This window comes from Lentzea aerocolonigenes, assembly GCF_000974445.1.
GTDB lineage: Bacteria > Actinomycetota > Actinomycetes > Mycobacteriales > Pseudonocardiaceae > Lentzea > Lentzea aerocolonigenes.
On the sequence record NZ_BBOJ01000026.1, the window covers coordinates 68,338 to 95,116 of the forward strand.

Annotated in this window: 22 protein-coding genes; 9 read left to right on the forward strand and 13 right to left on the reverse strand. The window is 69.0% G+C overall.

Annotation, left to right across the window (positions count from 1 at the left end):
- Positions 1-104 precede the first annotated feature (104 nt).
- The 9 genes from AOM45_RS40425 to AOM45_RS40465 form a co-directional block, all read right to left on the reverse strand.
- On the reverse strand, positions 105-1,436 hold the full coding sequence (locus AOM45_RS40425) for a cellulose binding domain-containing protein (protein ID WP_030473101.1): 1,332 nt from the start codon (positions 1,434-1,436) through the stop codon (positions 105-107).
- Between the two features lie 1,277 nt (positions 1,437-2,713).
- Positions 2,714-3,910 (reverse strand): HNH endonuclease signature motif containing protein, encoded by a 1,197-nt coding sequence (locus AOM45_RS40430; protein WP_059362950.1) that lies wholly within the window; start codon positions 3,908-3,910, stop codon positions 2,714-2,716.
- A 460-nt stretch (positions 3,911-4,370) separates the two neighbouring features.
- Complete coding sequence (locus AOM45_RS40435) at positions 4,371-4,679, reverse strand: hypothetical protein (RefSeq protein WP_030468831.1); 309 nt, start codon at positions 4,677-4,679, stop codon at positions 4,371-4,373.
- Positions 4,676-5,926: a choice-of-anchor P family protein gene (locus AOM45_RS40440; RefSeq protein ID WP_035910868.1), complete on the reverse strand. Its 1,251-nt coding sequence runs from the start codon at positions 5,924-5,926 to the stop codon at positions 4,676-4,678. The genes AOM45_RS40435 and AOM45_RS40440 overlap by 4 nt, the downstream gene beginning before the upstream one ends.
- Positions 5,923-6,576: an ABC transporter ATP-binding protein gene (locus AOM45_RS40445; RefSeq protein ID WP_035910867.1), complete on the reverse strand. Its 654-nt coding sequence runs from the start codon at positions 6,574-6,576 to the stop codon at positions 5,923-5,925. The genes AOM45_RS40440 and AOM45_RS40445 overlap by 4 nt, the downstream gene beginning before the upstream one ends.
- The gene (locus AOM45_RS40450; RefSeq protein WP_030468829.1) at positions 6,573-7,265 is read right to left on the reverse strand and encodes an ABC transporter ATP-binding protein; all 693 of its coding nucleotides are present in this window, start codon (positions 7,263-7,265) and stop codon (positions 6,573-6,575) included. The genes AOM45_RS40445 and AOM45_RS40450 overlap by 4 nt, the downstream gene beginning before the upstream one ends.
- The gene (locus AOM45_RS40455; RefSeq protein ID WP_030468828.1) at positions 7,262-9,079 is read right to left on the reverse strand and encodes a branched-chain amino acid ABC transporter permease; all 1,818 of its coding nucleotides are present in this window, start codon (positions 9,077-9,079) and stop codon (positions 7,262-7,264) included. The genes AOM45_RS40450 and AOM45_RS40455 overlap by 4 nt, the downstream gene beginning before the upstream one ends.
- A complete protein-coding gene (locus tag AOM45_RS40460; protein ID WP_030468827.1) occupies positions 9,076-10,470 on the reverse strand; it encodes an ABC transporter substrate-binding protein in 1,395 nt (464 codons plus the stop codon). Before AOM45_RS40460 ends, AOM45_RS40455 begins: the two co-directional genes overlap by 4 nt.
- Before the next feature lie 174 nt (positions 10,471-10,644).
- Positions 10,645-11,403 (reverse strand): SGNH/GDSL hydrolase family protein, encoded by a 759-nt coding sequence (locus AOM45_RS40465; RefSeq protein ID WP_030468826.1) that lies wholly within the window; start codon positions 11,401-11,403, stop codon positions 10,645-10,647.
- 139 nt (positions 11,404-11,542) lie between these two features.
- Here AOM45_RS40465 and AOM45_RS40470 point away from each other — a divergent pair, with 139 nt between their 5' ends.
- From AOM45_RS40470 to AOM45_RS40495, 6 genes are all read left to right on the forward strand, one after another.
- Complete coding sequence (locus AOM45_RS40470; RefSeq protein WP_162185678.1) at positions 11,543-12,427, forward strand: DUF4142 domain-containing protein; 885 nt, start codon at positions 11,543-11,545, stop codon at positions 12,425-12,427.
- Positions 12,428-12,515: 88 nt separating this feature from the next.
- Positions 12,516-13,967 (forward strand): DUF1996 domain-containing protein, encoded by a 1,452-nt coding sequence (locus AOM45_RS40475; RefSeq protein ID WP_030468824.1) that lies wholly within the window; start codon positions 12,516-12,518, stop codon positions 13,965-13,967.
- Positions 13,968-14,065: 98 nt separating this feature from the next.
- Positions 14,066-15,529, forward strand: a complete 1,464-nt coding sequence (locus AOM45_RS40480) for a TIR domain-containing protein (RefSeq protein WP_051783813.1) — start codon at positions 14,066-14,068, stop codon at positions 15,527-15,529.
- Positions 15,530-15,566: 37 nt separating this feature from the next.
- Positions 15,567-16,739, forward strand: coding sequence for an alginate lyase family protein (locus tag AOM45_RS40485; RefSeq protein ID WP_030468822.1), 1,173 nt, complete (start codon positions 15,567-15,569; stop codon positions 16,737-16,739).
- A gap of 19 nt (positions 16,740-16,758) precedes the next feature.
- The gene (gene ilvD / locus AOM45_RS40490) at positions 16,759-18,447 is read left to right on the forward strand and encodes a dihydroxy-acid dehydratase (protein WP_030468821.1); all 1,689 of its coding nucleotides are present in this window, start codon (positions 16,759-16,761) and stop codon (positions 18,445-18,447) included.
- Between the two features lie 128 nt (positions 18,448-18,575).
- The gene (locus AOM45_RS40495; RefSeq protein ID WP_162185677.1) at positions 18,576-19,196 is read left to right on the forward strand and encodes a PRC-barrel domain-containing protein; all 621 of its coding nucleotides are present in this window, start codon (positions 18,576-18,578) and stop codon (positions 19,194-19,196) included.
- Here AOM45_RS40495 and AOM45_RS48975 read toward each other — a convergent pair.
- On the reverse strand, positions 19,136-20,767 hold the full coding sequence (locus AOM45_RS48975) for an NAD(P)H-dependent oxidoreductase (protein WP_063757063.1): 1,632 nt from the start codon (positions 20,765-20,767) through the stop codon (positions 19,136-19,138). The two genes, AOM45_RS40495 and AOM45_RS48975, sit on opposite strands and share 61 nt — an antisense overlap.
- 56 nt (positions 20,768-20,823) lie before the next feature.
- Here AOM45_RS48975 and AOM45_RS40505 point away from each other — a divergent pair, with 56 nt between their 5' ends.
- Positions 20,824-21,195: a MerR family transcriptional regulator gene (locus AOM45_RS40505; RefSeq protein WP_030468836.1), complete on the forward strand. Its 372-nt coding sequence runs from the start codon at positions 20,824-20,826 to the stop codon at positions 21,193-21,195.
- Here the strand turns inward: AOM45_RS40505 and AOM45_RS40510 are convergent.
- Positions 21,192-22,790, reverse strand: a complete 1,599-nt coding sequence (locus AOM45_RS40510) for an AMP-dependent synthetase/ligase (protein ID WP_030468819.1) — start codon at positions 22,788-22,790, stop codon at positions 21,192-21,194. The genes AOM45_RS40505 and AOM45_RS40510 overlap by 4 nt on opposite strands.
- A gap of 50 nt (positions 22,791-22,840) precedes the next feature.
- On the opposite strand from AOM45_RS40510, the gene AOM45_RS40515 reads away from it, so the two are divergent.
- Positions 22,841-23,380 (forward strand): TetR/AcrR family transcriptional regulator, encoded by a 540-nt coding sequence (locus tag AOM45_RS40515; protein WP_051783809.1) that lies wholly within the window; start codon positions 22,841-22,843, stop codon positions 23,378-23,380.
- Here the strand turns inward: AOM45_RS40515 and AOM45_RS51410 are convergent.
- Positions 23,377-23,529, reverse strand: a complete 153-nt coding sequence (locus AOM45_RS51410; RefSeq protein ID WP_156093930.1) for a hypothetical protein — start codon at positions 23,527-23,529, stop codon at positions 23,377-23,379. The two genes, AOM45_RS40515 and AOM45_RS51410, sit on opposite strands and share 4 nt — an antisense overlap.
- A 67-nt stretch (positions 23,530-23,596) precedes the next feature.
- On the opposite strand from AOM45_RS51410, the gene AOM45_RS40520 reads away from it, so the two are divergent.
- Positions 23,597-24,205: an alpha-ketoglutarate-dependent dioxygenase AlkB gene (locus tag AOM45_RS40520; RefSeq protein WP_051783828.1), complete on the forward strand. Its 609-nt coding sequence runs from the start codon at positions 23,597-23,599 to the stop codon at positions 24,203-24,205.
- Here AOM45_RS40520 and fxsT read toward each other — a convergent pair.
- Positions 24,171-26,744: an FxSxx-COOH system tetratricopeptide repeat protein gene (fxsT, locus tag AOM45_RS40525; protein ID WP_156093929.1), complete on the reverse strand. Its 2,574-nt coding sequence runs from the start codon at positions 26,742-26,744 to the stop codon at positions 24,171-24,173. The two genes, AOM45_RS40520 and fxsT, sit on opposite strands and share 35 nt — an antisense overlap.
- Between the last annotated feature and the right edge of the window lie 35 nt (positions 26,745-26,779).

Consider the following 26,779-nt stretch of genomic DNA (forward strand, 5'->3'; position numbering starts at 1 on the left):
CCGCGGTTCGGGAAAGATCAGCTGAAGATCACCATCGTCGTCGCATGGGACAAGGCTAAGCCGTCAGCGCCACCGATTAAATGGCGCTGACGGCTCGTGGTCGCTCAGAAACCGGCCGTGACCTTCGTGAACGCGAGGTCGGCCTGCCCGATGCCCGAGCAGCTCGCCGACACCTGGCCGTCGCAGCCGCCGCGGTCGCGGTTCACCGACCAGAACGCGAGGCGCCCCAGCCCGTTCGACTTCGACCAGTCGCGGATCGCCGTCCAGTCGTCGACGGTGGTGAGCTCGCGCTGGTCGGACAACCCGTTCATGCCGGAGATGCCGACGTGCTTGAACGCCTCGGCGTCGCTCCAGCCGAAGGTCGACTTGAGCTTGTTCTTCAGCCCCGTGGCCGCGCCGATGGTGTCGGTGCGGATGTTGGAGCTGCCGAAGTCGAACGGCATGATCGTGAACACGTCGATGTTCGCGTTCAACGCCTTGGCCTGGTCGATCAGCCGCGCACCGTAGAAGTTCGGCCCGGTGGTGCCGGTGCCGAACGTGACGATCGTCTGGATGCCGGGGTTGTTCTGCTTGACGATCCGCAGAGCGGTGATGATCCGGTCCTGGACGGTCGTGTTCTCGAACTCGTCGGAGTTCTCGATGTCGATGTCGATCGCCTTGAGCCCGTAAGCGTTGATCACCTGCTGGTACGCGCCGGCCAAAGCCTCAGGCGTGGAGCAGTTCGGCCCGAGCTTGTTGCCGCTCCAACCGCCGAACGAAGGCACGATGTCACCACCGGCCGAGCGAATGGCGTTGATCGTCTGCTGGTCGATCCCACCCGTGAGCGGACGCTGGCTGTCCCAAGACGGGGTGCACCCGCCGCCGGACAGGACGAACGCGAGGGTGAACCACTTGACGCCGGTAGAGCTCATGACCTGAGTCGCGCTCTGCGGGTTGCCCCAACCCAGGTAGAGGTAGGGCGCGCCACGACCGTTGCCGGGCAACGGCGGGTTGGACGTCGTAGTGGTGGTAGTCGTCGTAGTAGTCGTAGGCGGCTGCCCACCGTCACACGACCCACCGTTGATCTTGCAGTTGGTAGGACTGCCACCAGAACCGCGCACGGTGAAGCCGAAGCTGGCCGTGCCACCAACGGGCACGTTGCCGTTCCAGGTGTTGCGAACGGTGATGTTCTGCCCGCTCGCGGCATAACTGCCGTCCCACAGCGACGCGATCGCCTGCCCACTCGGCAACGTGAACTCGACGGTCCACGACGTGAGCGCAGACCCACCGCTGTTGGAAATCGTGTACTTGGCCTCGTAACCGGTGCCCCAGTCCGACGTCTTCGTGAACGCCGCCGTCACGCCCGTCGCGCCGCTGGCCGGAGCGGCGAGAACGCCTCCGGCCACCGTCGCGATCGCCAGCGCGGCGGTCAGCAACTGCCAGCGGAACTTCTTCATGGTGCTCCATTCACGTGCAGGGGGAACGTGATGGCGAGCACGTTAACTGGTCTGGACCACCCGTTCAAGGGGATGAACCGGACAGCATCTGCGCTCGTCAGGGCGGTTGTGAGGGAGCGCTCCCACAGTTGGTCCACTTGACATGGTGGGCGGTTTTGGCGCGACCAGAAGGCTTTGAGGTGCGTGGAACCGGTTACGGGTCGGCGCGACGTTGTCCGCGTTGCCGAGGCTCTTGATGACGCTTGGGTTCGGAGGGCGCGAGTTGGCTTGGGCTGGAGCGTGCGTGGGTCGGCTTGCGTTGGGGCCTGCGCGGGTCGGCTTGGGGTGGTTCGGCGCGAGTTCCAGCGGGGTTGGTCACCTTCTGCCGGTGCGGTTGCCTTGTGTTGATCGTCGCTTTGGGTCGTATGACGAGCCGGGTCATTTCATCGCCGCTTCGCGACGATTGCGATTGAGGCTTGACTTCGGGGCCCTTGCGAGGCGCACATCGGCCTTAAAAAACCGGGCATAAGGAGCCCGGCCGATCCAACCAGCATAGCACCTCGCACCCAAAGTCAAGCCCCAATCGCATTCGTGCGTGGTTGCGTTTGTTGGTCGGCTCACCTCATTACCGGTTGCCCGATGATGCATTGCCCTGTCCGGCTCGGCTTCGCCATCGCGGTTGTTGGGGGCTCGACTTCGCCGTCGTGGCGTTGGTAGGGCAGGTTCGGCTCGAAAACGCCATTGCCGTTTACCTTCAACTTCGGGTTCCGGTGATTAGCTGCACTGGATGTGGCCCCGCAGATTGGCTCGCGGGATTACTGCTTCGCGAGTTACCTTCGGAAGATTGGCCTCACTGGCTACCTTCGCGGAATTGCCCACACGCGGCAGGGGTAGCGCGCGGCCCGGGGCCTCGCAACAGGAGGAAGAAACGGCCGCAGCCCACGCAGCCAGCGGTCAGTCAGCGTTGGCGCGGGTGCCTTGCCGTGGCCAGTCAGCGTTGGCGCAGGCGCCTTGCCGTGGCCAGTCAGCGTTGGCGCAGGCGCCTCGTCGTGGCCAGCCGGCGTTGGCGCGGGTGCCTCGTCGCGGTCAGGCGTTGGCGGCGAGCAGGCGCGTTGTCCGACTTGGACGTCGTCGGGCACGAGGCACCTGGCCGTGACCAGGGCGGCATTCATCAGGCTGCCTCGCCGTGGTCAGGGCAGGCCCTCATCAGCCTGCCTACCCGCAGCCAGGCGGGCTTCATCAACACCACCATCCCCGTGCTCAGGCGGCCTTGATCAGCACCGCCTGCCCGGCTGCGGCTAGGCGGTGTTGATCAGGTTGCGTCTGGGACTTCGTTGCGGGTCGAGCCAGGCCGGTGGGTAGAACGTCGGCATCCCGGTGACCAGCTTGACCTCCCACTCGCTCTGGTGGATGAGCGTGTGGTGGTGGCGGCACAGCAGCACCGCGTTGTCCACCGACGTGTCGCCGCCGTTGGCCCAGTGCTGGATGTGGTGGGCGTCGCACTGCCGTGGTGGTCTGCCGCAGCCCGGGAAGGCGCAGCCCCGATCCCTGGTGACCAGAATCCTGCGGATCGCGGCCGGAAAGGTGCGGGTCTTGCGGCCGACGTTGAGCGGCTGGCCCGCTCCGCCCAGGACCATCGGGATGATGCCCGCGTTGCACGCCAGCTCACGCACCTGCTCGACCGGGACGCGGTCGCCGTTGTCCAACGTGGCGTGGCCAACCTGATTGGCCAGGTCCTCGTAGGGCATCGTCAGGGTCAGGGTGACCGGCTCGCCGCCGTGCTCGGGCAGCTGGTCGGCGCGCAGCATCAGGTCGACCAGTTCGGCCAGGGCGTCGCCTTCGCGTTCCTCGCGGGAGCGCGGGTCGGGGCCTTCGTCGGCGGTGGTCGGGCGGGGCTTGGCCAAGGGATCGAGCAGCGCCTCGTACTTCGCGCCGGTCACCTTGTCGAGCTTGGCCCGGATCTCCAGCTTGCCGTTCTTCCAGAACATCGAGTGCTGATTGCCCGGCGGCGCAGGCTTGGGGTCGCGCGGCTCGGGGTCGTTCTGGTGGATGGTGTAGGCGAGTTTCGTGCCCAGACGGCGGACCGTGGCAGGTTCGAAGTCGCGCGCGTAGCCGACGACGGTGACCTCGTGTTCGGCGGGCACGGTCTTCATGATCTCGGCGACCACGCCGACGTGCTCGATCGACAGCGCGCCCTCGGCCACCGCCTCCGCCGTCAGCGGCAGCACCGGAGCCAGTTCGCTGCCGGTCGGCGTGATCTCGTTGGTCAGCAGCGCGGCATTGGCGATCCAGCGCCTGGCGGTGTGGAGATCCCAGCGGACGGCATGCCGCAACACGTGCGGCAAATCCTTGTAACCCAACTCGGCCGCAACCCCACGCCGATCCAACTCGGCAAGCTTCTGCAATGCAGCGTTCTCACGAACCCGAATTTCCGTCACCTCGTCGACGAGACTGCGCAGCAGCTCGTCGGTGGAGAGGAGGCGGGTCTCGATCACGTGTTCTAATCTACCGCAAGATCACGATCAAATAACGGGTAAAGCAGCACACGATAGGGTGAACCATGCGATGGCGAAGCCGAGCCGAACCGGGCAATACGAACGCAGGCAACCGGTAATGAGGCGAGCCGAACAACCAACGCAACCACGCACGACTGCGATTGGGGCTTGACTTTGGGAGCGAGGTGCTAGCCTTTTCGGACCGGGCGGGTGCGAAGCATCCGACCTTTTCCGCCCGACACAGCGCCTCGCAAGGGCCCCGAAGTCAAGCCCCAATCGCAATCGTCGCGAAGCGGCGATGACGCAACCAAAGCTCGTCATACGACCAATGCAACCACCAACACAAAGGCGACCACACCAGCAGAAGGTGACCAACCCCGAGGGAGCCCGCGCGGAACCACGGAAACCCGACCCGCGCACACCCAAACAGGCGGCCACCGCGCCGACGCCCCGTCACGCGCTACAACTGGTCGACCCGATCGGCAGCCCGCTCCTCCAGCAGCTGCAACAACGCGTACGTGGTCTGCCGCTGCTCCTCCACCAGCTTCGTCAGCCACGATCCGAAGTAGAGGAACCCACCGGCCCCGATCAGCCCGACCCCGAGGATCCCGCCCGACACCACGTACGGGATCTGCTCCCACACGTACCCGGTGTGCGCGACGCCCCACCAGGCGAAGAGGATCGCGGCGATTCCCGCCGTCATCAGCATCGTGCCGGCGAGTCCCAGCCCGCTGCGCATTCGTGCGCGGCGCCGGTCCTGGATGGTCATGGGTTCACCCGCAGGTCGGGGACACCGGTCGGGTGTCCGGAGGGGCAGGGAGCGCCGCCCAGCAGGAACGTGCCGAACGACTTCATGCCGAACGCCGAGGCTGCCGCTACGCCCAGTCCGGCCAGGACCAGGAGTGCCGGCACGCCTGGGAAGTCGAGCAACGAGCGGGGTTTCGCGCGGGCCGAGGCTACCGGTGTGACGGTCTTCGGTGGCGCTACGGCTAATGGTGGAGAGCCTGCCGACACTGGAGGCGCTCCTGCTGCGGGCGGTGGTACCAGAGGTGCTTGCGGTACCTGGGTGTCCGGTGGGGTCAACGGGGCGGCGGCGGAGGCGTTGGCCGCGGCTTCCGTGTCGCCGACGATCACCACCATTTTGCGCAACGGGTTCAGCAGCGGCACGAGTTCCTTGGGCAGCAGCGGTGCCACCACGCCGTCCAGGATGCCGCCGAGGCCCAGCTTGGTGCGCAACGCCAGGACGTCGACGGTCAGGGTCAGGCCTCGGCTCGACGAGGTTGCGGCCGTTCCCTCCAGCTTCGTCGCGGACGTCGGCCAGGTGAGTGTGATTCCCAGTGGTTCCAACGCTTTCAGCAAGCCGTCCGGTGGGGCGGCCGGGGACTTCACCGGGAACTTCTGGCCCAGCACGGTGAACTCCGCCACGGAGAACGTGCTCGTGCCGCTTCCCTTGCCGCCGTCGCTCACGGCCACGGATTCGAACTTGACGCCCGACAGCACGACCATCCCCGCCAGCAACGAGATCGTCTGCGCGGACGTCACGGCGGACGAGCGCGCCTCGGTGCCGGACACCGAACTGACGCTGGTCGACGACAGACCGTCGGTGGTGAGCAGGAACGGGACCTCCTGCTTGGCTCCGGCGTAGGACTCGGCCTTCGAGGCGCCCGCGGCGGCCTTCATGCCCGGCTGCGACGCGTCGGCGGGTCCGCCGGGGTGCGAGGCGTTGGCCTGCACCGGATAGGCGAAGCCCAGCAGCTGAGGCAACCCGGTGCCCACGGCCGCGCCCGGCCAGAGCGAGCTCGCCAGCGACCGGCCGATCGGGCCGGAGCCCAGCTCGGTCTGCGTGTACGAGAGGTGCACCTCGCCCTGGGGTTCCGCGGGCACCGGGAGAAGATCGGTGTGGAGCAGCACGGACACGGGTGCCGCGTGGGCGGACAGCGTGAAGCCACCGATGTCCGCGGCCCTGGCCGGTGCCGGGGACAGCAGAAGAAGCAGAAGCACCAGTGCGTACCTCACGATGTCCCTCCGAAGTAGACGGTGGCGAGGTCGGAATCCTCAGAGATCTCACCGTGCTTCATCACGACGACCTGGTCGGCCACGGCGGAGGCGGTCTCGGCGAACTGCTCGACGATCAGCATCGTCACGCCGGACGAGGCCAGCTCCGCCACCACCTCGTACAGCTCGGCGACGATCACCGGCGCGAGGCCCATCGACAGTTCGTCGATCACCAGCACGGCCGGGTCGGTGATCAGCGCGCGGGAGAACGCGAGCATCTGCTGCTCGCCGCCCGACATCGAGCCCGCGAGCTGCTTGTGCCGCACTCGAAGCTTCGGGAACCGTTCGTAGACCACGTCAGGATCACCGCGCATCAGCCTCAGGTTCTCCGCGACGGTGAGGTTCGGGAAGATCGCCCGCCCTTCCGGAACCGTGCACAGGCCGGCGCGGGCCAGCTCGTCGGGTGCGGCGTCGTTGACGTGCACCCCGCCGAGGTGCACGTGACCGGAGGTGGCCCTCAACTGTCCACTGAGGACTTTCACCAGGGTCGACTTGCCCGCGCCGTTCGGGCCCAGCAACGCCGTGACGGTGCCACGCGGCACGGAGAGCGAAACCCCGCGCAGCACCTCGATGCGGCCGTAGCCGGCGTGGACGTCCGTCAGGTCGATCATCCGAGATACGCCTCCCGGACTCCTTCGTGCTCGCGGATCTCGGCGGGCGTGCCGGAGGTCAGCAGGCGGCCCAGGTTCAGCACGTGCACGTGATCGCAGTAGCCCATCACGAGATCCATGTCGTGCTCGACCAGCACGACCGAACGCCCCTCCGCGCTGAGCTCCTGCAACAGCTCGCCGAACGCGTTGGTCTCCGCGCGGTCGAGCCCCGACGACGGCTCGTCGAGCAGCAGCAGCCGCGGCTCCGTGGCCAGCGCACGAGCGAGTTCGAGCAGCCGCGCGGCGCCCGTCGGCACGGTGTCGGCCTGGTTGTCGGAGAACTCCGCGATCCCGACCCGTTCGAGCAGCTTCGAGGCCAGCCGCAGCGACCTGCGGCGGCTTTCCAGCGCCACCACGACGTTCTCCCACACCGTCAGCGACCCGAACACCTCCAGCCGCTGGAACGTCCGCGCCACCCCCAGCCTCGACCGCTGGTGCGGGCCCTTCGCGGTGATGTCCGCGTCGTCGAGCAGCACCCGGCCGGCCGACGGCCTGCGCAACCCGCTGATCACGTCGAACAACGTCGTCTTGCCCGCGCCGTTGGGACCGATCAGCCCGGTGACGCCCGGCGAGACCACGAGGGACACGTCGTTCACCGCGGTCACCTCGCCGAAGCGGACCGTCACGCCCTCCACCCGCAGCGTGCTCATGCGCGCCGCCAGGACCAGGCCCGGAAGAACCAGCTGACCAGGCCGTTGGGGTCACGGGCGAGCCCGGCCGCCGCGACGCCGAGCAGTACGACCGCCGCGCCCGCGAAGGCCGGGAAACCGCTCTGCAGCACGGGAAGCAGCATCAGCAGCAGCCCGCCGAGCGCCGCGCCGGACACCGACGTCACGCCGGCGATCACGGCGAACAGCAGCAACGGCAGGTTGTTGAACAGCTGGAAGTCGCTGGCGGCAACGGTTTCCCGCAGCTGCGCGAACAACCCGCCGGCGAGCCCCGCGATCGCCGCCGACAGCGCGAACACGCCGACCCGGATCCAGCGCACGTTCATGCCGAGCGTCGCGCAGGCCGCCGAACTGTCCTTGACCGCGATCATCTTGCGCCCGAGCCGCCCGCGCCTGACGGCGAGCACCCCCATGCCGACCAGCGCGAACACCCCCGCGGCCAGCAGCAGCTGGGCCGTCGCGGACTCGACCAGCTTCGGCACCTGCAGACTGCCCCGCACCCCGAACGCGATCGGCGACTGGAGCACCAGCTTGTCCATGAGCTGCGCGAACCCGAGCGTCGCCAGCGCCAGGTACAGCCCGCTCACCCGCAGCGCCGTCAACGCGATCAGCGCCCCGATGGCGGCCGCGACCGCCGCCCCGGCCAGCAGCGTGAGCGGTGAGGTGGATCCGAGCCGCGCGACCGTCACCGCACCCACGCCGACGAACGTGAACTGCCCGAGCGACACCACCCCGCCGTACCCGGTGAGCAGCACCATCGACAGCAGCACGATCCCGAACACCAGCGCGAGCGCGAGCTGACCGGCCACCACCGAATCCACCAGCAACGCCAGCGCCACGACGACACCGAGGAACAGCCCCGCGCCGACCCCCGCGGTGAGCCCTGTCGGCACCGCCACCCCGCGCGACCCGCGCACACCACCGATCCGCAACGGTGACTGCGGCATCGCGAGCAGCACCACGAACAGCAGCAGCGCCGGAATCGCCGCCCGGAACGAGATCCAGAACGGCGACGACGGCAGGTACGCCACCGCGTAGGACTGCACCAGCCCGAGCCCGAGCGCGCCCACGAACGTCAGCGGCAGACTCCGCAACCGCCCGACCAGCGCCGCGGTGTACGCGGTGATCACGAGCAGCGTCATCGTCACGTAGTCGAGCTGCACGACCGGAGTCAGCAGAATGCCGCCCAGTGCCGCCAACGCCGACCCGATGGCCCAGCTCAACGCCGATAACCGGTGCGGCCGCGTCCCGTACAGCGAGGCCAGCTCCGGCGCGTCCACGCAGGCCCGCATCGCGAGCCCGGTCCGCGTCCGGTTCAGCAGCACGTACAGCCCACCGGCGACGAGCACCGCGCACGCCAGCGTCACCAGGTCGTGCCCGCTGACGAACGACTGCCCGATGTGCACGCCGAGCTGGTCGAGGAACGGCCGCACCGGCCGGGCCTGCGGCGGCCAGATCACCTGGGCGGCGCCGATCAACCCGACCAGCACCCCCACCCCCGCGACGAGCGTGATGCCGACCGGTGCCCCCGCGAGCCTGCGCATCACGAACCGCTCGATCACCAGCCCGAACAACGGCGCGCAGCCGCCGACCACGATCAGCAGCGCGAGCCACTGCGGCAGCCCGCGGTTCTCGGCGAGCTCCCAGTAGAGGAAGGCCATGACCATGCCGATCGCGCCGTGGCCGACGTTGAACACCTTGGAGGTGCTGTAGGTGAGGACGAGCCCACCGGCGACGACGGCGTACGCGCCGCCCGTGACGAGGCCGAAGATGGTGTAGGCGAGCAGCGCGGTCATCCGCCCACCCCCGTGTCGATCAACGCCCCGCACGAGTACCCGGACGCCGGCGCCAACCGCGACCAGGCCCCGCCCTTCAACCGCACCAGCGACATGCACGCCGACGTCCGCTTCCCCCCGACGTCCTGCGGCGCGACCATCCCCTCCGCCGTGAAGTCGTGCACCCCGCGGACCTGGTCCAGCACCGCCTTGCGCGTCAGCTGCGGGCCGATCTTCGCCGCGAGCTGCACGAACAACCGCGCCGCGGCCCACGCGAACATCCCGAAGTACGAGGGCGACGCGCCCGGCGCCACCCGCCCCAGCCACTGCTTGTAGAGCACGACCTGCGGGTTGTTCTCCTCGAACAGGCCACCGTTCGTGTAGACGACGGTGCCGTCGACCGCCGCGCCGCCCTGCCGCACGTACTGCGCGTCGTACGCCGACGGGTCCGTGATGAACGCTTCCGGCGTGTATCCCTGCTGCCGCATCGCCTGCTGCAACCGGACCGCGTATTGTGCCGACCCCATCCAATATACAATCTTCGCGCCGGTCTCCTTGAGCTTGGCGACGTACGGCGCGTAGTTGACGTCGGCGATGTCGATTGCCTGCGTGTATACAAACTTCAATCCGCGTTGCTCGGCGGCTTTTTGCATACTGCGTGCGTTCTGCGAGCTGGCGTCGACGTTCAGGTACAGGAACGACGCGGCGCCGGCCGCGCTCGGGAAGCTCGACTTGATCAGGTCGGGATACGCGGACGACACCAGGTTCACCACGTTGGACGCGACGCCGAAGCTCACGGGCGTGCGCTGGCGTTGCGTGGTCACCGTCGAGGCGCGCAGGTCCGGGATGCCGCACGCGGCCGCGGCCGGGCCACCGCCCTGGTCGAAGCCGGACATCGAGCCGACCAGGGCGAACGCCTGTTCACACGCCTGGGAGGTGGCCTGCTGGTCGCCGCCGCTGTCGGTGCGGGAGTCGAACGAGACGAGTTTCAGCTTGCGGCCGCAGATCGCGCCCTGGGTGGCGTTGAAGTACTCGACGAACGCCTTCGTGCCCTGCTGCGCCGCCTGGAAGAGGCCGGGCACCGGGCCGCTGATGTCGGAGATGTTGGCGATCGTGATCTCGCCCGCGGTGACGCCCTTGTCCGTGGCGCCGCCGGTGCCCTGGCACCCGCCCGCGATGCTGCCCGGCGGGTTCGGCTGCTGGTTCGGCTGCTGCGGGTTGTTCGCGCCCGGCTGGCCCGCGGTGCCGTCGGGCACAGTGCCTTCCTCGCCGGGCGCCGTGCCTTCCTGAGTGCCCGCCGTCCCGCCTCCGGGCACGACGAGCGCTGCGCGTTGCTCGTCGGTGAGCCTGCTTCCACAGCCCGCGATCAACGCGCAGACCATCAACACGATCAGTGCGGTCTGGCGGCGCATGCGGACGAACGCTAGGGCACTGCATCAATCCAGCCCGGGCCGCCCACCTGCGGTTTCACCCGTCTGGCCGACACGATTTTTAGAACACGTTCTATCTGCAAAGAATCGCGCGAAATACCGTCACCGAAGCCGTGTTTCCTCGTTAGACAACCTTGGTCCAAGGAACACGTTCTACTAGGACGGCGGCAGCAGCTCCGGCCGGCGCGGCCTGATCACGTCGCCAGAGGACTCACCGCGCAGGCGACGCATCACCCACGGCACGACGTGCTCGCGCGCCCACCTGAGGTCCTCCGCCCGGCGGACCTTCCGGTCGACGAGCGGGGCGACACCGAGGACAGTGCGCTCCAGCGGGTGGGCCACGCCCAGGCCGTCGAGAACCGAGATGGCGACCTCTGTGTGCCCGAGGGAGTTGAGGTGCAGGCGGTCGGGCGACCACATGCGGCGGTCGCGGAGCTGGCGCATCGACCACATGTCCACCAGAACGCACGAGTGTTCGGCGGCGATGGACCGCACGTGCTCGTTGTAGATGGCCACGCGTCCGCGCATCTTGCGGAACACCGGGTCGTCCACGCCGTCGACACCGGTGAAGAGGACGACGCGCGCGCCTGCCGTGACCAAACGCGCCACCGCCGCTCGGTACCGGCGCATCAACGCGTCGATGTCGACCTTCGGCCGCATGAGGTCGTTCCCGCCCGCGTAGAGGGAGACGAGGTCGGGCTTCATCGCGAGAGCGCGCTCCAGCTGCTCGCCGAGCACCTGCGGCAGCAACCGGCCGCGCACCGCCAGGTTGGCGTAGGTGAACTCACGATCGGCCGCACCCAGCACGTCCGCGACGCGGTCCGCCCATCCCCGCACGCCGTTCGGACGACCGGCGTCGTCGTCACCCACTCCCTCGGTGAACGAGTCCCCCAACGCCACAAAACGCTTGCTCATGCTCACGACCTTAGGTCGTGCTTTCGAGCCGGGGTTGCGCGGGGTTCGATAACGGTTCGATAACGCCGGGGTCTCGAACTGAGGCGCGCACCCATTCCTGGCCGTACTCCAGTTCGTGCGACTCCCCATGGACTTGGCGATGCCGACGCGACTGCTGGTCGCGCTGGCCGGCTGTGCGCTGGCCGTGCTGCTCAACACCGGGAGCGCGATCGGTCAACCCTCCACCACGCCTTCCACACCCATCTCCACCCCGCCGCCCGGCAGTGGCGGGACGGGGGACGAGGTCGTGCAGACGCAGTGGGGCCCGCTCGGACCTGCCGACCGGGACTTCCTGAACCGGGTCAAGCAGGCCGGGTTGTGGGAGAAGCCCGCAGGCGAGAAGGGCAAGGCCAAGCGGGCGGACCAGCCCAAGATCCAGGAAGCCTGCAAGCACCTCATCGAGGGGCACACGCTGCTGGACAACGTCGTGAACCGGGCGGGCGTCCTGCTCGGCCACACGTTGCCCACGGAGGCCTCCGACGAGCAGAAGGGCTGGCTCGCCGAGATGGACGCGGCGAACGGCGAGGACTTCGACGCCGTTTTCGCCAACCGGCTGCGCGCGGCGCACGGCAAGGTCTACGCCTTCGCCGCGCAGATGAGGGCGGGCACCAAGAACGAGCTCGTCCGCATCCTCGCCACCCAGGCGATGATCACCGTCTTCGACCACATGAAGGTGCTGGAGGACACCGGCAAGGTCGACTTCGCCGCGCTGGAGTCCCCGCAGCCGCTCGCAGCGCCGACGGCCGCCTCCGGGGAACCGGAACCGACCGGGGACAGCACGGAAGCTTCGGCGAACCCGACCGACGGCGTGGTCCCGACCGTGCCGGAGGGCACCAAGTTCACCCGCACCGCCGAGCAAGGCGTGTTCGGTGAGAACAACGGTGTCTTCTTCGGCGCGATCGCGGTGCTCGCCCTCGCACTGGTCGGAATGAGAATGATCTCCCGATCGAAGAAGAAATCACGGCGGGGTTCTCGCTCGTACTGAAAATCGCACACCGAAGTTCAACCCGAACAACGCGGCTAACCGCCGTCAGCTTCACCATGCCGTTTTATCGGACTACACGAGGTGGCAAATGGCTTTTCACCGTAGGAAATCCACGATCTGGCTGACCGCCGCAGCAGCGGCGATGGCCGTGGTCGCTGGTGGCGCGACGGTGGTGGCCATCAGTTCTTCTGATGGCGCCGCACTCGCCGACGGGGCGGACAAATCGGAGTTCGTCGACATCACGAAGGTGAAGCCGAACGTAAAGAAACCAAAAGAGCAGCAAGGCGCCACCACGGGTACGTTCACCGTCAACTGCGGCCGCAACGAGAACCAGCACTTCAACCCGGACAACTTCATCGCGCAGCCCGGTGTCCGCAACGGTGCCCAGCACCTGCACGACTACGTCGGCAACCTGTCCACGAACGCGGACTCCAACAACAAGTCGCTGCAGAAGGCGGGCACGACCTGCAAGAACGGTGACAAGTCCGCGTACTTCTGGCCCGTCGTGCGCATCGACAAGGACGACGAGCCGGCCCAGGAGCAGCCGAAGAAGAAGGACGACAAGGCGCAGCAGGACAAGGACAAGGCCGACAAGGCCGCGGCCCGCCTCGAGTGCCCCGACGTCGCCTCCCTGCTCCCCGAGGACGTGCCGGACAAGGCCCAGGCGGAGATCGACAAGGAGCTCGCGAACCTCGAGAAGGTGACCGACGAGGCCGAGAAGCGCCTCGAGCAGGTCAAGGCTCAGGACGTCGACAACATCATCGTCGGCCCGACGCGGGAGAAGCGCGCCGCCATCCTGAACCGGATGATGCTGGCCTTCAGCCGCCAGGGCAAGCAGGCTCCTGACCTGAACCCGGCCGCGGCCTGCACGGTCAAGGAAGCCGGCCAGGCCTCCAAGGCTGACAACGGCGCCAAGAACAACGACGAGGCCCAGGCCGAAGGCACCGAGAACAAGAAGAACCAGAACAACAAGGAAGAGAACGCGAACAACGAGCTCGAGGGCAACGACGGCGAGATCCAGCGCCCCGAGGTCGTCGACCTGACCTTCCGCGGTTCGCCCGTCGGCAAGGTCGTCGCGATGCCGAAGTTCCTCCGAGTCCTCTACGGCGACGCCAAGGCCGGCCAGAACGGCCCGAAGAACGCCAAGGACTCGTGGACCTGCACCGGTTTCGAGGACAAGGTCCAGCTCGCCAAGTACCCGATCTGCCCGCAGGGCTCGAAGGTCAAGCGCATCCACGACTTCCCGAGCTGCTGGGACGGCAAGAACATCGACTCGGAGAAGCACCGCGAGCACATCATCTACCCGGACGCGAACGGCAAGTGCAAGAAGGGCTTCAAGGCCGTTCCGCAGCTGCGGATCTCCCTGACCTACAACATCCCCAGGGACGTTCAGCAGAAGGGTCAGTACAAGGTGGACTCCTTCCCGGAGGAGAACCACAACCCGCTCACCGACCACGACGACTTCGCGAACGTGATGTCGCAGCAGATCATGAACCGACTCGTCAACTGCGTGAACTCCGGCAAGAAGTGCAAGGAGTGACCCAGTTCTGACAGCGAGATCCCCCGGTGCACCTCCCGCGCACCGGGGGATTTTCGTTGTGCGGTCCGGGATGGGCGGCCCGCCTGTACCGTCGTGCCGTGCCCCGCCACGCCTTCATCAGCTACAGCCGCACCGACCAGGAGTACGTGCGAGGTCTCGCCGATCACCTGATCGCGGCGGGTGTCCCCGTGTGGTTCGACTACCGGCTCATCGCCGGTGAGCAGTTCGAAGAGGTGTTGCAGCGCAACATCGCCGAGGCGGGTGTCTTTCTCGTCGTGGTCACGCCCAGCGCCTACGAGTCGCGCTGGGTCGCCCGCGAGATCGCGTACGCCGAGGAGCAGAAGAAGGTGATCGTGCCGCTGCTCGTCGAGGAGTCCCCGAAGTTCTTCCGCCTCGTGGACCTCCACCACGAGGACCTCACCGGCGGCGCGCTTCCCGGCGAGGAACTCGTGCAGCGGCTGCGCGCCCTGTGCGGTGCCGCCCCCGAGGGCGTTCGTCCACCCGCGGAGCGAGGCCTGCCGAACCCCTGGCAGTGGCCCGGCGTCCGCGAGCGGATCATCCTCGGCGAGAGGCTCTTCCGGCGCCGCGTCCTCGGTCAGGAGCGGGCTGTCGCGAAGATTCTCGACGCGCTCAAACGCGGAGCCCTCGGCCTGTCCGGTGCGCAGCGCGGCGCCGGCGCGAACCAGCGGCCGCGGGCCGTTCTGCTGCTCGCCGGGCCGCGGGGAACCGGCAGGATCGAGTCAGCCGTGTGCATCGCCGAGACGCTGTTCGGAGATCAGAGCGCCTGCGTGAGGTTCTCCACGGGCGACTTCACCACGGCGAACCAGGTCGAATCGGGACTGGACCGGCTGGTGGACGCGGTCGTCGAACAACCGTGCCGGGTGATCGTCTTCGACGAGATCGAGAAGGCACATCCGTCCTTCTGCGACAAGCTGCTGCAGATCCTCGACGACGGCAGGCTGACGGACAGCCGCGGCGTGTCCGGGGACTTCTCGCAGAGCGTCGTCGTCGCGGTCACGGACCTGGGCACCTCCCGGTTCGATCCGGCGGGCGACGAGCCAGTCCCACTGGTGTTGCCGGAGATGCCCTACCCCCAACTGGAGTCCTCCGTCCGGTCCGCCGTCCGTGACCACATCGGGCGCGCGATCGGGCGCCCGGAACTGCTGAACCGCCTGGACGGCAACCTGGTCGTCTTCGAGTTCGTCAGCGCGGACGTCGTCCACGCGGTCTTCGAGCACCAGCTGGCCAACGTCGTGCACCGCCTCCACGACGAGTACGGCGTCGAGCTGGAGCTGCTCGCCGAGACGGCGGACGCCCTGTGGAGGAGGTGCACCGCTCGCGGGGTTCCGGATGCCCGCGACCTCGGCAACCTCGTCGAGTCGCATCTGATCACCCCGCTCGCCCGCGCGTTGTTCGAGCTCGACTGCCCGCCCGGCAGCCGGTTGACCGTCGAGGGGATGAGGTGGGCACCGGACGGCGAAACCGACCTGAGAATCAACGTCACTCCACCCGGCGCCGAGCGGATGAGGCCGTTCACCACCATGAACATCGTCCCGGAATGATTGACCGAAAAGGTATAGACCACTAACACTGGGGCGCATGGTCACCCGTTCCTGCGCGGTGCTGATCGCACTGCTGGCATCGTTGCTAGTACCGGTCACCGGCTCCCCCGCCTCGGCGGCGCCGGCGACGTTCGTCCACCCCGGCGTCCTCGTCTCCCGTCCACAGCTGGACTTCATGCGCACCAAGGTCCAGGCCGGCGCCCAGCCGTGGAAACTCGCCTACGACCGCATGATGGCGTCGAAGTACGCCGACCTGAACCGCACGCCGAGGCCGCGGGCGGTCGTCGAGTGCGGTCCCTACTCCAACCCGAACTACGGCTGCACCGACGAGCGCGAAGACGCCATCGCGGCCTACACCCTCTCGCTCGCCTGGTACGTCACGCGTGACAACCGGTACGCGGCCAAGGCGATCCAGATCATGGACGCGTGGTCCGCCACCATCACCGACCACACCAACTCGAACGCCCCGCTGCAGACCGCGTGGTCGGCGAGCAGCTGGCCCCGGGCTGCCGAGATCATCAAGCACGTCTACGGGAACTGGCCCAACAGCGCCAGGTTCGGCACCATGCTCCGCAACGTCTACCTGCCCGAGATCCAGAACGGCCGTGCCAACACCAACGGCAACTGGGAGCTCAGCATGATGGAGGCGTCGATCGGGATCTCGGTGTTCCTGGAGGACCGCGCCGCCTACGACAGGGCCATCGGCATCTTCCGCACCCGCATGCCCGCCTACGTCTACCTGACCACCGACGGATCCCTGCCGAAGACGCCGCCGGGCAGCGGCATCGACACCCGCTCGGAGATCATCTCCTACTGGCAGGGCCAGTCCACGTTCGTCGACGGGCTCTCCCAGGAGACCTGCCGCGACTTCACGCACACCGGCTACGGGCTCGCCGCGGCCGCGCACCTCGCCGAGACCGCGCGGCACCAGGGCCAGGACATCTGGGGTGAGATCAAGGACCGCATGCGGCACGCGTGGGGCCTGCACACCAAGTACCAGAACGGTGAGCCGGTGCCGTCGTGGCTGTGCGATGGCTCGTTCAGCCAGAGCCTCGGGCCGACGTCGGAGGTGTCGTTCAACGCGCTGAACACCCGGCTGGGCATCGCGATGGCGAACACCCAGCGCTACACCGAGACCCAGCGTCCACAGGGGACGAACAACCTGTTCGTCGCCTGGGAGACGCTGACTCACGCGGCGAATCCGGCCTAGGAAGTACTAGCGTGCCTTCATGACCGAGACACCGGACGTGAAGCCACGCAGCCGCGACGTGACCGACGGCCTGGAGCGCACCGCCGCGCGCGGCATGCTCCGGGCCGTCGGCATGGGTGACGAGGACTGGGAGAAGCCGCAGATCGGCGTCGCCTCGTCGTGGAACGAGATCACGCCGTGCAACCTGTCGCTGGACCGCCTGGCCAAGGCCTCCAAGGACGGCGTGCACGCGGCGGGCGGGTATCCGCTCGAGTTCGGCACGATCTCCGTGTCGGACGGCATCTCCATGGGCCACGAGGGCATGCACTTCTCGCTGGTCTCGCGCGAGGTGATCGCGGACAGCGTCGAGACGGTGATGCAGGCGGAGCGGCTGGACGGCTCGGTGCTGCTCGCGGGCTGCGACAAGTCGTTGCCCGGCATGCTGATGGCCGCCGCCCGGCTCGACCTCGCGAGCGTCTTCCTCTACGCCGGGTCGATCCTGCCCGGCCGGGTCACGCTGACCGACGGCACCGAGAAGGAAGTCACGATCATCGACGCCTTCGAGGCCGTCGGGGCGTGCTCCAGGGGCCTGATGAGCCGTGAGGACGTCGACCTGATCGAACGCGCGATCTGTCCCGGCGAGGGCGCGTGCGGTGGCATGTACACGGCGAACACCATGGCCAGCGCGGCGGAGGCGCTCGGCATGTCGTTGCCGGGCAGCGCCGCTCCCCCGGCCACCGACCGCCGCCGCGACGGGTTCGCCCGCAGGTCCGGCCAGGCCGTGGTCGAGATGCTCCGGAAAGGCATCACCGCGCGGCAGATCATGACGCGCGAGGCGTTCGAGAACGCGATCGCCGTCGTGATGGCGTTCGGCGGCTCCACCAACGCGGTGCTGCACCTGCTCGCGATCGCGCACGAGGCCGGCGTCGAGCTGTCGCTGGACGACTTCAGCCGCATCGGCGCGCGCGTGCCGCACCTCGCCGACGTCAAGCCGTTCGGACGGCACGTGATGACCGACGTCGACCGCATCGGCGGCGTGCCCGTGGTGATGAAGGCACTGCTGGACGCCGGTCTGCTGCACGGGGACTGCCTGACGGTCACCGGCCGCACGGTGGCCGAGAACCTCGCCGACATCGCGCCGCCCGACCCCGACGGCCTGGTCCTGCGCGCGCTCGACAAGCCCATCCACCACACCGGCGGCATCACGATCCTCAAGGGCTCGCTCGCCCCGGAAGGCGCCGTGGTCAAGTCCGCGGGCTTCGACTCGGACGTCTTCACCGGCACCGCGCGGGTGTTCGACCGCGAACGCGCGGCGATGGACGCGCTGGAGGACGGCACGATCACCGCGGGCGACGTCGTGGTGATCCGCTACGAGGGTCCCAAGGGCGGGCCCGGCATGCGCGAGATGCTCGCCATCACCGCGGCGATCAAGGGCGCGGGCCTCGGCAAGGACGTCCTGCTGCTCACCGACGGCCGGTTCTCCGGCGGCACCACGGGCCTGTGCGTCGGGCACGTGGCACCGGAGGCGGTCGACGGCGGGCCCATCGCGTTCGTCCGCAACGGCGACCGGATCACGCTGAACGTCGCCGAGGGCACCCTCGACGTGGACGCCGACCTGGAGAGCCGCCGGGAGGGCTGGGCGCCGCTGCCGCCGCGCTACGAACGCGGCGTGCTGGCCAAGTACGCGAAGCTCGTCGGCTCGGCTTCGCGCGGGGCGGTCTGCGACTGAACGTCGCCTGATCGGCTGAATCCGCCGTGCGGGCGCGGTCACCCTGGTCGGTGGGGACCCGCGATCGTGCCCGCGGCGGCGGGTACCTCGCGTTGGCAAGCGGACAGCCGATGCGGGAGGACAGCACGATGATCGATCAGACGCACGTTCAGGCTCTGCACGACTGCGACGTGATCGACAACAAGGGCGAGAAGATCGGTTCCGTCAAACAGGTGTGGCTCGACGACGGCACCGGGGCGCCGATGTGGGCCGAGGTCCACACCGGACTGTTCGGGATGAAGGAGAGCTTCGTCCCGCTCCAGCAGGGCCACGTGGCGGGTGGCGCGATCACCGTCCCCGTCGCCAAGGAGCAGGTGAAGGACGCGCCGAGCGTGCACATCTCCGACGACCACATGTCGGACGAGGAGCAGGAGGCGCTCCACCGGCACTACGGGATGATCCCGCGGGCCAAGACCGGTGAGCACGACCGGCTGCGCGGTGACGCGGCGGAGGTGACGCTCTCGGAGGAGAAGCTCGACGTCGGCACCCGCAACGTCGAGACGGGCAGGGTGCGGCTGGTCAAGCACACCGTCACCGAGCAGCGCAACGTCACCGTTGGACGTCGAGCGCGACGACGATCGGCGCGGCGGCCGCTGAGCTGGAGCCGGGCGAGCCGTCCACCGCTTCCGCCGGTGGACGGCTCGCCGGCTCAGGTTGTCGCCAGCGCGCTGACCGAGGAGATCTCCGGAACGAAGACGACGGCGTCGTAGGCACCGCTCAGCGACCGCACCTCGAGGTAGTGCTCGCCGTCGCGGGCCGGGTCGTAGAGGCCGGAGATCAGCCGTGTCCGCCACGGCGCGTCGAGGGCCGCGGGAACTCCGTCGCCCAGCGGCACGGTCCGCGCACCGCCCGCCGCGCCCAGGACGTCCTCGAGGGACCCGGGCACCGGAGGGGGAACGTCGACGCCGTGGGCCCGGCCGTGCCCGAACGTCACGTGCACCGCCGCGTACGCCTTCCCCAGCTCCGCACGCAGGTGTCCGCCCATCATCGCGTCTGCGGCGATGTGCGCGCTGCCCTCCCACAGCACAACCCGTGCGGGGCGCTGCGCCAGCACCCGCTCGGCGGCCTCGCGCTCCTCGCGCTCGCCGTCGTGCCCCACGCCGATCGCGTTCGCGTGGTGCTCCACGATCGCGTCGAGGAGGCCGCTTGCCTCGGCACCGGCCGGGCCCGCGATCGCCCGTGCCTCGCGGGCGAGTTCCACGAACGGGACGCCGGGGTGGGTGCCGTGCGCCCGCTGCACGTGCTCACCGTTGTCGTGGGCGGTGCGGATGACCTCGAACAGCTCGCGGATCTTCGCCACCTCCGGTGGGGCGACCAGCTCCAGCACGCGGTCGTAGTCGGCGGGCAGGACCTTCGATCCGCCCACGCCGACCACGCGCACGGGATCGCCGGGGTGCTCGGCGTTGCGCCGTCGCAGCGAGTCCAGCGCCTCGCGCATCTCCTCGGTGCGCCACGGTCCCCACGCCTGGCGCAGCGCGGCCACGACGTCGACGTCCTCGCCGCGCACGTACCGGTCGTACAACTCGACGACCCGCGGGTTGTCGAGGATCGCGATCACCCGGAAGCCTCGTTCGACGAGCGACCACGTCGTCCGCGCCACGACCGCGAACGTCTCCCGCCCCGCGCGGGTCCCGGTGCCCAGCCCGACGATCGCGGCGTGCCCCACCAGATCGGCGAGCGCCTCCGCGTCCGTGTCCGCGCGCTGGGCGCCCAGCCAGTCGACCAGCTCGTACGGGTGGTCGTGACGTGCTCGGCGCAACGCGTGCGCCCACCACGTCAACTCGCGCAGGGCCTGGCCGATGGCCTTGTGTTCACCGGCGGGCGGGCGGTAGCGGCCTTCCGACAGGTGTTCCCAGGGCGCGGAGAGCGCGACCATGCGCCGGGTGGTGACCATCGACAGCTCGGCGAGAACCGGACGCAGGTGCTCCCCCGCCAGCAGCCCGCCGCGCACGCCGTAGGGCACCACGGTCGCGGGCTTGAACATCCACTCACCGTGGTGCCAGTCGAGGAAGCGCTTGAGGCTCGCCGGGTAGGCGTGGTTGTACTCGGGCGTCACGATGACGAAGCCGTCCGCGGCGGCGAGCACGTCCGACACCGGTGTCCGCGCGCCACCGCCGGGCCGCAGATCAGCGTCCGGTGGCAGCTCGACCTCGGCGAGGTCCACCACACGGGTGCGGACACCGCCGGGCACCTGTGCGACCACCCAGTCCGCGACCGTGCGCCCGATTCGCGGCTCCCGCACACTCGCGACCACGACGACGAATTCCAGTTGTGCACTCATGATCGCAAGGGTGCAAGTTGAACTTATGTTGAGGTCAAGCTCGCTACCGTGGCGGTATGACGCATGCCATCGCACTGACCGTCGGCGACGTGGCCCGTGCCGCGGGTGTCGCGCCCTCCGCCGTCCGGTTCTACGAGAAGCACGGCGTCATCACCGCCACGAGAGACGGCGGCGGACGGCGCGTGTTCGACGACTCCGCCTCGTGCCGGATCAAGGTCGCGAAGCTGGCCCAGCGGGTGGGGCTGACCGTCCGGGAGATCGCGGAGCTGTTCGCGGACCTGTCGCCGTCGGCGGGCACGCAGGAGTGGGGCCGCATGGCCGCCGCGCTGGTCGGCGAGTCCGAACGCCGCCTGGCCGACCTCCGCACCTCGCTGGCGGAGATGCAGGCGGGCGGCCCCCTGTGCGGCGTCGTGGACAGGCTGGGCTAGTAGAGGCTGTCGAGGGTGTCCGCGTAACGCTTCTCGATCTCCCGGCGGCGCGGCTTCAGCGACGCGGTCAGCAACCCGTCCTCGACGCTGAAATCGTGCTCCAGCACGGCGAAACGCTTGATCGTCTCGTGCCGCGCGAGCTGCGCGTTGACGGTCTTGATCGCGCTCTCGACCTCTTCCTCAGCGTTGGTGAGGCCCTGCGCCGTGTCCGGGTCGAGCGTCACCAGCGCGACGCAGTACTTGCGGCGGTCGCCGTGCACGATCACGTTGCTGATGTACGGCGACGCCGCGTTGATCATGCTCTCGATCCGGGTGGGCGCCACGTACTTGCCGCCGGAGGTCTTGATCAGTTCCTTCTTGCGGTCGGTGATCTTCAACCGTCCGGCGTCGTCGATCTCGCCGATGTCGCCGGTGTGCAGCCACCCGTCGATCAACGTCTCGGCGGTGGCGTCCGGCCGGTTGTGGTAGCCGCGCATGACGCCGGGACCGCGCAGCAGGACCTCGCCGTCGTCGGCGATCTTGACCTCCATGCCGGGGATCGGCGGTCCGACCGTGCCGATCCTGATCATGCCCGGCCGGTTGAAGAACGTCGCCGCGGACGACTCGGTGAGCCCGTAGCCCTCCAGGATCGTGATGCCGGCCCGTTCGAAGAACTCCGCGATCTCACCGGCGAGCGGCGCCGAACCCGACACGAAGTAGCGGATCCGCCCACCGACGCGCTCGCGCAGCTTCCGGTACACCAGCCGGTCCGCGAGCCAGCGCGTCGCGGGACCGTGCTCGCGGTCGGCCCACCGGAAGATCTTCTCGGTCAGCCCGCCCTTCTCCCGCGCACCCGCGACGATCCGGCCGTGGATCTTCTCGAAGATGCGCGGCGCGGCGGCCACGATCGACGGCCGCAGCTCGCCGAGGTTGTCGACGATCCGCTCGACGCTGCCGTCGACGGCGGTGGGCACACCCGCGGCGATCATCGCCATCGTGAGCACCTTGCCGAACGCGTGGGAGAGCGGCAGCCACAGGAAGTGCAGGTCGGTGGGCTGCAGAATGCCCAGGGACGCAACGGCTTCCGCCGTCGTCAGCCAGTTGTCGTGGGTGAGCTCGACGCCCTTCGGCGTGCCCGTGGTGCCCGAGGTGTAGATCAACGTCGCCAGGTCGCCGGGCGTGAGCTCGTCGATCAACGCGTCGTAGTCGCCCTGCGCCTTGGGGACCGCCCCGAACCGCAGCACCTCGACGCCGTCCGGCACGAGCCCCTCGTGCTCGTCGGTCTCGACGACCACGATGCGGCTGCCGGAGTCGTTGACGATGTGCGCGACCTCGGCGGCGGTGCTGTTCGGGTAGATCGTGGTGGTGGCGCCCCCGGCGGCGAGCACGGCGAGGTCGGTGACGATCCACTCGATGCTGGTGCGCCCCATCAGCGCCACCCGATCGCCCTTGCGCAGGCCCTTCCCGCGCAGCCCGGACGCTTCCTCCGCGACGCGTTCCTGCAGCTGGGCCCAGGTCAGCGTCGCCCAGCCACCGTTGTCGCGGTACCGCATCGCCTCGGCGTCGGGCGTGCGGGCGACCCGGTCGCGCAGCAGGCCGGGAATCGACAGCGCCATTGCTTCTCCCCTTCTCTGGAGCGTCGCTCCAGAGCGGTACTCTAACCCTCGTGGCCGACCGAAGACAGTCTCTCCTCGACGCCGCCCTGAAGCTCGTCGAAGAAGGCGGCCTCGACGCCGTCACCATCGCGGCGCTGACCGAGCGTTCCGGCATGTCGAACGGCAGCATCTACCACCACTTCGGCAGCCGCGCGGGCGTCTTCGCCCAGCTCTACGCCGACAGCTACGCCCGCTGCGTCGCGGCGATGCGACCGGCCCTGGACGCGCGCCCGGCCGGCCCCGTCGTGCGGGACGTGGTGCTGCGCTACCTGGACTGGGTGACGGCGAACCCGAGCAGGGCCCGCTTCCTGTACGCGGCCCCCGACCACGCCGACCCGTCGGCCAAGCAGGCGGAGTTCGAGCCGGTCCTGACGTGGTTCCTCGAACGGATGAAGTCCGGCGAGTTGCGCGCGGTGCCACCGTGGGCGATGGAGCCCGTGGTGATGGGCCCGGCGCACGAGTCGGTGCGCCGGTTCCTGCTCGGAGTGTTCGACCTGGACGAGGCGCGCGAACTCATCGCGGACGCCGTCTGGGCCGTGCTGAAGCCCTAACCCTGGTCGTTCTCCGTGCTCTCACGGGCGTTGAGCACCACGTCACCGGCGATGTGACCGATCTGCATCACGACGCCGGCCGTGTCGCCCGAAATGATGTTCGCGCGGATCTCGTTGACCTGCACGGTCTCGTCCTTTTCCCCAGTCATACCTGATCTATCTGTTGGAGCCCCAGTTCGTTAGCACTAGAACACACGTTCGATTATGCTGCGAACCATGCGCCAGGGTTCACTGTTCGACCTGGAGGCGGAGCCGGTGCTGAGCCCGCTGTCCCCGCGCCGCACTGAACTGGGCGACGGCGCGTGGATCGACGTCCAGCCCGGCTGGCTGTCCGGCGCCGACGCGCTCTTCGACCAGCTCGTCTCCGAGGTGCCGTGGCGCGCCGAACGCCGCCAGATGTACGACAACGTGGTCGACGTGCCGCGTCTGCTCTGCTTCTACTCGGGCGCGCTGCCGTTCGACGTGCTGACCGAGGCCCGCGCGGTGCTGTCTGACCACTACCTGCCGGAGCTCCACGAGCCGTTCACCACGGCCGGGCTCTGCTACTACCGCGACGGGCGGGACAGCGTGGCGTGGCACGGCGACACGATCGGGCGGGGGCAGACCGAGGACACGATGGTCGCGATCCTGTCCGTGGGGACGCCGCGTGCGTTGTTGCTGCGGCCGCGTGGGGGTGGGGAGACGCACAAGTACGCGCTGGGGCACGGGGATTTGCTGGTGATGGGCGGGTCTTGTCAACGCACTTGGGAGCACGCGGTGCCGAAGACGTCGAAGGTTGTGGGGCCGCGGATCAGCGTCCAGTTCCGTCCTCGCGGGGTTCGCTAGCGGCCTCACGTTCGGCAACCCACTCGTCGAGCGCTCGCGCCTTGTCCGGTTCTCCCAGGTTCCGCAGGTCGAGGGCGAGGTGGCGGGCCGAGACCAGGGTGTCGGGATGGTCGTCACCGAGAACGCGCCGCCGCCGGTCGAGGGTGCTCTCGTCCAGCTCCCGCGCCCTGCGGTAGTCGCGCAGCGTGCGCAGGTCGACGGCAAGGTTGCTGGCCGACAGAAGGGTGTCGGGGTGGTCGTCGCCGAGCACACGTCGGCGCCGGTCGAGAGTGTCCTCGTCGAGCTTCTTCGCCTGCTCGTGTTGTCCGAGGTGCCACAGGTTGAACGCGAGGCTGTTGGCCGACCTGAGCGTGTCGGGGTGGTCGTCGCCGAGCACGCGCCGTCGCCGGTCGAGAGTCTCCTCGTTGAGCTTCCGCGCTTCTTCGTACTGCCCTGTTCTCGCCACGTTGACGGCGAGGTTGTGGGCCGACGCGAGGGTCCTGGGCGCGTCGACGCCGAGGATCCGCTTGCGTCGCCAGAGGGTGTCCTCGTCGAGCTCCCGCGCCCTCGCGTGCTCCCCCAGTGCCGCCAGGTCGAGAGCGAGGTTCTGGGCCGCGTTCAAGGTGCCGGCGTGGTCGTCACCGAAGAGACGCCGGCGTCGGTCGAACGTCGCCTGGTCCAGCTCTCGTGCCAGCGCGTACTTCCCCATCTGCCGGAAAGCCAGAGCGAGGTTGTTCGCGTAGCCCAGAGTGTCGACGTCCTCGTCGCCGTGGTGGAATCGGTGCAGGTCGTACGCCCGCTGTGCGAGATCCACCGCTTCGCGCGGCTGACCGCGGGTGAGCAGGTAGCACGACGTGCGGTCGAGAAGCTTCGTCAGGCCTCGCGAGCCGGCGTCGGCGCGGTCTGGTGCGGTGACGGTCAGGACGTGCGGAAGCAGCCGGTGCCAGGCCGGCCAGACAGGAGGGTTGTTCCACGCGTCGGCTGGAGCCGCGTTGAGCAGCAGGAGCTGCGCGGTGGCCGGCCACCCGGCCGCCGGTCCGGGCACGTGCTCGCCCTCCTGAACCTGCCCTCGCAGCAGGGCTGCGGGAATTCGGTGCAGCAGAACGCTGTCGGTGCCGACCCGCGCCAACGCGCGGCGATTGAGGTTGCGCAGGGTACGGGCTAGTGCGAGCGGATCGGCGGCGACCGAGCTCAGCGGCTCCGGCAAGAGCTCCGGGTGGTCGGTGATCAGCGTCAGCGGCACGGGTTCCGGCGCCAGCCACGCCAGCAACGTGAGCAGCTGCAGCCCGGCCACGTCGCGGGCAGCGAGAGCGTCGAAGGCCACCGACCACGACGCCGCCACCGACAACCGGCCACCAGCTGTGTTCTCGTCGGAGAAGTCGTGGTGCAGGAGCTCCGCGGCGCGCGTCTCCAGCAGGTTCAGGTAGCTGGCCGGGGTCAGGCCCCCTTCGGCCAGCAGTGCCGCGGCCTGGTCCAGCGCCAGCGGAAGGTGGCCCAGCGCCTCCCCGAGCCGTCGCGCGTCCGCGTCGCCCAGGCCCGCGACCCGCGCCCGCAGCAGTGCGGCGGACTCCGCCGGTTCGAACAGGGCGACCTCGACCTGGGTCGCCACGCCCTGCCAGTCGGGGCACCGCGAGGTGATCAGCACGCGGGCATCGCCGCCCGGCAGGAACCGGGTCAGCCCGCCGGGCTCCTCGGCGTTGTCGAACACCACCAACGACCTCGGGTGCGCCCACAGGTGGCCCAGCACCCTGGCGAGCACGACTTCGACCGGTTCACCCGGCACCGCGAGACGCAACGCCTGCGCCAGTTCGGAGAACTGTTCCGCGATCAGCTCCGGACGCTCGGCCGAGACCCACCAGACCACGTCGTAGTCGCGGGCGTACCGGTGCGCGTACTCGATCGCCGTGGTGGTCTTGCCGACGCCGCCCATCGCGTGGAGTGCCTGCACGACGGCGGGACTGTCCCCCGCCAGTGCCGCACGCAGCTCCTCCAGCAGGTCCTCCCTGCCCGTGAACAGCGCGGACCTGCCGGGCACGTTCCACACCCGAGTGACCGCCGCGCCACCGGCGGCAGGGCGGTGCAGATCGGTCAGCGCGTGCAGCACCGCCGTCTCGAGACCATCAGGTGAGGACACCACGGCAGCCGTCACGCCGCTGTCCTGCAAGCGCTGCCGGAAACCCTCCTGCCGCGCGCCGTACTGCGGGTCGCGGAACAAACCGGCAGGCCCGTCCGTGTCGTCGCCGAGCAGGAACACCAGCCGGGGCAGGCCCAGTTCTCCGGCCGCCTCGAACTCCAGCTCGGTGTAGGACAGCTCGGGGCGGTCGCGGACCGGTGAGCCGTACCGGAACCCGGCCACGAGCACGTACACGTCCGCGCCGGCCACGGCTTCGCGGCAGACCTCCGCCGGGGTGTGATCACGGGCGGCGAAGTACGCCATGTCCACCACCGCGTCACCCGCGCGCGCCACCGCCGACTCCACGGCGGCCACAAAGGACCGATCTGCCGGGAAGCGCCGCAGCTCCGACGTGTGACTGATGAACACCCGCCGGGGAGTCGCCATGGCCCTCAGATCGTCTCGGGAGCGCGGAACGTTGC